This is a genomic window from Streptomyces laculatispora (assembly GCF_017353455.1).
GTDB lineage: Bacteria > Actinomycetota > Actinomycetes > Streptomycetales > Streptomycetaceae > Streptomyces > Streptomyces laculatispora.
The window spans coordinates 1-4811 of record NZ_JAFMPZ010000122.1 but is presented as its reverse complement, the minus strand read 5'-3'; the positions used below and the strand labels follow the sequence as shown (position 1 = coordinate 4811).

Genomic DNA, 4811 nt, shown 5'->3' with positions numbered 1-4811 from the left:
GCCCGCGCGGTCGGCCAGGGCTACGCCAACGGGCTGGCAGGCATCGCCACCGACTTCGGCGTCTCGGTCGAGGACGAGCCCGCCGCCGCCCCGCCGGTAGATCTCGATGACCACGAGCGCGGTCTCGGCGCCCAGCCGGGGCGGGGTGAAGGTGGCGAGCGCACTGCCGTCGTCCGCGTTGCGCACGGTGGCGGTGGGCTCGATGCCCTGGAAGGTCTGACCCGCTCCGTCCGGGCTCGCGGTGACGACGATCTTCTCGATGCCGGGCGGCACGGCAGCGGTGTCGACCACGATCGCGTCGGGTGCGCTGCCGCCGCCGGAGCGGTAGGTCACGCCGGGGCCCGCGGGCTGGTTGTAGAAGATGAAGTCGTCGTCGGAGCGCACCTTGCCGTCGGCGGTGAGCAGCAGGCCCGACACGTCGAGCCGCACCGGAGCGGCGACGTCCACCGCCACGCGGGGGGCGGAGAGAGGGATGTTCGAGCCGGGTGTCATAGCGGTCATGCACGGGGTAACGAATGACCCGGCTTTGCCGTTCCCTTACCTTTGGGCGGCTTCGCCCGTACGGCGGCAACGCAGCCCCCACCCGGGTATGTCGGATCATGTCAGCTCATGTCAACGGTTTCTGGGGTGGTCGCGCGCGGTGCGCTCGTTGCCGTGCTTGTACGCACCGGTCCAGCGGGCCATCACCAGCTGTGCGTCGCCCGCCCCCACCTCCGCCAGGAACTTCTCCGCCCGGCCGCCGCGCAGGGTGCCCGCGGGGCGGCCGTGATGGGTGAGGGTGACGCTGTCGTCGCCGTGCCGCTGGTACCGGAATCCGGAAGGTCTCACCATGAGCGCATCATGCCTGACCGGGCCCGGTGCGAGGGCGGCCTTTCTCCGCGCTCAATACGGCCAGATCGGCGCGTTGGTGCAGAAGTGGCCGCCGAGGTGGGCGTGGTCCGGGTTGTCCGGGTCGAGTTCGCCCTGCTCGGCGATGAGCTTCGCCGCGTACGGCTCCGAGTCGTCCCTCGGCTCGTAGCCGAGCGAGCGGGCCGAGGTCAGGTCCCACCACAGCCGGGTGTTGTCGGAGGAGCCGTGGATGACGGTGTGCCCCACGTTCTCGGCGGTGAGCGCGGCGTCGAAGAGCCGGGCGCCGTCGCCGGGGCTCATCCAGACCGAGAGCATCCGTACGGAGGTCGGCTCCGGGAAGCAGGAGCCGATGCGCACGGAGACGGTCTCCAGGCCGTGCCGGTCCCAGTAGAGCTGGGCGAGATCCTCACCGAAGGACTTGGAGAGGCCGTAGAAGGTGTCCGGCCGGCGCGGGGTCCCGATCGGGATCAGCGGGTCGCCGGGGAGCGGGCGGGGGGTGAATCCGACGGCGTGGTTGGAGGAGGCGAAGACGATCCGCCGCACGCCCTCCGCGAGCGCGGCCTCGTAGAGGTTGTACGTGCCCTCGATGTTCGCCCGGAGAATCTTGTCGAACGAGGCTTCCAGGGAGATGCCCGCAAGGTGGATGATCGCGTCGACGCCCCGCACGGCCTCGCGCAGTGCCTCCTTGTCGCCGAGGTCGGCGGTGATCGCGTCCGGCTCGCCCTCGATGGGGACCATGTCGAAGAGCCGGAGCTCGTAGCCGTGGGCGGGCAGCAGTCCGCGCATCAGGGTGCCGAGGCCGCCGGCGGCGCCGGTGAGCAGGACGGTGCGGGGAGCGGGCATACGCGGATCTCCTCGGTGCTTACGCGCGGCGGGCACGCGCGACACGGTCGCGCCGTACGTGCGGAACGTACGTGAAACCCGTCAAATCCATGGATGACATTCACATGCATGGACAAGCTAAGAAGTGATGCGCCGGTGCGTCAAGTGTCGCGCACGGCTTGGGCGCGGCTCACCGGGAGTGCCGAACTCCGCCTCGATCGGATCGCGGCGAACCGACGGGTCGCGCGTACTCGTCTTGACCTGCGCCGAGGGGCTGCCTTAGCGTGAGGGCGTTCATAAATATGGACGCCGATCAGAATTGTGTACGCCTGAACCTGCTCAGGGAGCGCCCGTGACCTCAGCCCCACTCGCCGCCCGACTCACCGCTGTCGCCGGGCCGCTCTTCTTCCCCGTCACCGCCTACGGACCCGACGGCTCCGTCGACCTCGATGTCTTCCGCGCGCATGTGCGCAAGGGCATCGACGCCGGTGCGGCGGCCGTCTTCGCCTGCTGCGGCACGGGTGAGTTCCACGCCCTGACGCCCGAGGAGTTCCGGCTCGTCGTCGCCGCGGCGGTCGAGGAGACCGCCGGCCAGGTGCCCGTCGTGGCGGGCGCCGGATACGGCACCGCCCTCGCGGTCCAGTTCGCGAAGCTCGCCGAGGAGGCGGGCGCGGACGGGCTCCTCGCCATGCCTCCGTACCTGGTCGTGGCCGACCAGGAGGGGCTGCTGGCCCACTACACGGCACTCGCCGCCGCCACCGGCCTGGAGACGATCGTCTACCAGCGCGACAACGCCGTCTTCACCCCGCAGACCGTTCTCGCCCTGGCGCAGACGCCGGGCATCATCGGCCTCAAGGACGGCTACGGCGACCTCGATCTGATGCAGCGGATCGTCAGCGCCGTCCGCACCGGTCTGCCCGGCCGGGACTTCCTGTACTTCAACGGGCTGCCCACCGCCGAGCTCACCGGCCTCGCCTACCGGGGCATCGGCGTCACGCTCTACTCCTCCGCCGTCTTCGCCTTCGCGCCCGATATCGCGCTGGCCTTCTACCGGGCCCTCGAAGCGGGCGACGACGACCTCGTCAACGCGCTGCTCGACCACTTCTACCGGCCGCTCGTCGAACTGCGGGCCAAGGGCCGCGGCTACGCGGTCTCGCTGGTCAAGGCGGCTGTCCGGCTCCAGGGCCTGGAGGTGGGCGAGGTGCGCAGCCCGCTCACCGAGCCGCCGGCCGCGCACATCGAGGAGCTGACCGGGATCATCGCGAGCGGCCGCGCGCTGCTGGAGCGGAGCGGCGACGAGCCCGGCGGCAGCGGCACCGGGGAGCGCGGGTGAGGACCTCCGCCTTCCTGTACCCCTGGGACATCGTCGGGGACCCGGACGCGGCCGCCCGCGTCGCGGACCTCGGCGTCCAGCAGGTGACGCTCGCCTCCGCCTACCACTCCACCCGGGCGCTGACCCCGCGCCACCCGGGCCACCGCATCGTCACGGCCGAGCACGCCGCGGTGCTCTACCCGCCGGACGCCGCACGGTGGGCGGGGCGCGCGCTGCGTCCCCGCGCGCAGTCCTGGGTGGCCTCGGACGATCCCTACGCCGAGGCCGCCGAGGCCCTGGCCGGCGCGGGTCTCCAGGTGCACAGCTGGGTGGTCCTCGCGCACAACTCCCGGCTGGGCGCCGAGCACCCGGACACCTCCGTGGTCAACGCCTACGGCGACCGCTACCCGTGGGCCCCCTGCATCGCGCAGCCCGCGGTCCGCGCCCATCTGGTGGACCTGGCGGCGGAGGCGGCGGTACGCGGCGGTACCCACGGCACCGAGCTGGAGTCCTGCGGCTGGTACGGCTTCGCGCATCTGCACGCCCACGACAAGATCGCGGGCGTCGCTCTCGGCGACGCGGCGCAGTACCTGATGTCGCTCTGCTTCTGCCCCGGCTGCCGGACCGGGTACGCCGGTCAGGGGCTGGACGCCGATGAGCTGGGCCGGGCGGTACGCCGGGCGCTGGAGCCGGCCTGGTCCGGTGCGGGCTCCCCGGAGGCCGGCTGGTCCGGTGTCGAGAAGCTCCTCGGCGCGGGTCTCGCCGCCGCCACCCTCCAGTGGCGCGCCGCAGTGGCCCGCGGGCTCCAGGAGTCGGTGGTCGCCGCGGTGCGGGCGGCCGCGGCGCCGGAGTTCCAGGTGCTGCTGCACGCCGACCCCGCGCCGTACCGCTCCGGTGCGAACGTGGGCGTGGACCCGGAGCACATCCTGTCCGTGGCGGACGGCGTGGTGCTGCCCTGTACCGGCGCCGACGCGGCGCGCGAGGCCGTGCTCGGCCCGTTCGCCGGCCGCGAGGGTGTGCTCGCGGCCAACCTCACCGTGGTGCGGGGGATGGGCGGCAGCCCGGACACCCTGGAGCGCGACGCCGGGCACGCGGCCTCGCTCGGCGCGAACCAACTGCGGCTGTACCACGCGGGCCTGGCCTCCGGCCCGGACCTGGAAGCCGTGGCCGAAGCGCTCTCACGCCTCGGCCGATGAGGAACGCGGGCCGGCGGCGGTGTGCGTCAGCACCCCTCGCCGGCCCGTGACCAGGACCACCGCGGCCGCCAGCGCCACCGCGCCCACCAGCGGCAGCAGCACCTGGACGTCCACCAGCGCGACCAGTCCGGCGCCGAGCGCCAGCGCCACGGCGTTGGGCGCCATCATCAGCGTGTTGGCGGTCGCGGCCGTGCGGCCGAGCAGCGCGTCCGGGGTCTCCCGCTGCACCGCCGTCATCGCGGCGATCAGCACGCACGGCAGTCCGGCCCCGATCAGGCCGCACGCCAGCAGCGCCACCGTGTCGTACGGCACCGCCCGCAGACCCACGGCCACCCCGAACAGGGCGATGCCCGCCGCCGTGAACACCCGTTCCGGCAGCCGCCGCAGCAGTGGCCCGGCCAGCAGCCCGACCACGACGGACCCGACGCCCTGCGCCACGGAGAGCACACCCGCGTACGCCGGGGAGTGCCCGAGTGTCCCGTCCACGACGGCGTACAGCGTCGCCCCGTTGAGCCCGGCGCACAGCATCGTGACCGATCCGGCGAGCACCAGCGGACGCAAGCCCGGCGACCCCCACACCTGCCGCATCCCGGCGGTGACCGGGGACGGGGCGGGCCGCCGTACCCTCAGCA

At 73.1% G+C, this 4811-nt stretch carries 6 protein-coding genes; 2 read left to right on the top strand and 4 right to left on the bottom strand.

Going from position 1 to position 4811, the window contains the following annotated elements:
* From J1C73_RS07315 to J1C73_RS07305, 3 genes are all read right to left on the bottom strand, one after another.
* The coding region (locus J1C73_RS07315) for a TerD family protein (protein WP_372446659.1) at positions 1-492 on the bottom strand (492 nt) is incomplete at its 3' end.
* 120 nt (positions 493-612) lie between these two features.
* The gene (locus J1C73_RS07310) at positions 613-831 is read right to left on the bottom strand and encodes a hypothetical protein (protein ID WP_207315623.1); all 219 of its coding nucleotides are present in this window, start codon (positions 829-831) and stop codon (positions 613-615) included.
* A 51-nt stretch (positions 832-882) separates the two neighbouring features.
* Positions 883-1692 carry an NAD-dependent epimerase/dehydratase family protein gene (locus J1C73_RS07305; RefSeq protein ID WP_207315622.1) on the bottom strand — a complete coding sequence of 270 codons (810 nt, stop codon included), beginning with the start codon at positions 1690-1692 and terminating at the stop codon, positions 883-885.
* 331 nt (positions 1693-2023) lie between these two features.
* On the opposite strand from J1C73_RS07305, the gene J1C73_RS07300 reads away from it, so the two are divergent.
* A complete protein-coding gene (locus tag J1C73_RS07300; RefSeq protein ID WP_207315621.1) occupies positions 2024-3004 on the top strand; it encodes a 5-dehydro-4-deoxyglucarate dehydratase in 981 nt (326 codons plus the stop codon).
* A complete protein-coding gene (locus J1C73_RS07295; RefSeq protein ID WP_207315620.1) occupies positions 3001-4179 on the top strand; it encodes a hypothetical protein in 1179 nt (392 codons plus the stop codon). The genes J1C73_RS07300 and J1C73_RS07295 overlap by 4 nt, the downstream gene beginning before the upstream one ends.
* Here the strand turns inward: J1C73_RS07295 and J1C73_RS07290 are convergent.
* Positions 4162-4811 (bottom strand): MFS transporter (locus J1C73_RS07290; RefSeq protein ID WP_372446658.1); only part of this gene is annotated, 650 nt, incomplete at its 5' end. The two genes, J1C73_RS07295 and J1C73_RS07290, sit on opposite strands and share 18 nt — an antisense overlap.

Bases quoted from the DNA above. Each gene is read 5' to 3' on its own strand.
- J1C73_RS07305 (WP_207315622.1), bottom strand. From the start codon at position 1,692: ATGCCCGCTCCCCGCACCGTCCTGCTCACCGGCGCCGCCGGCGGCCTC.
- J1C73_RS07310 (WP_207315623.1), bottom strand. From the start codon at position 831: ATGGTGAGACCTTCCGGATTCCGGTACCAGCGGCACGGCGACGACAGC.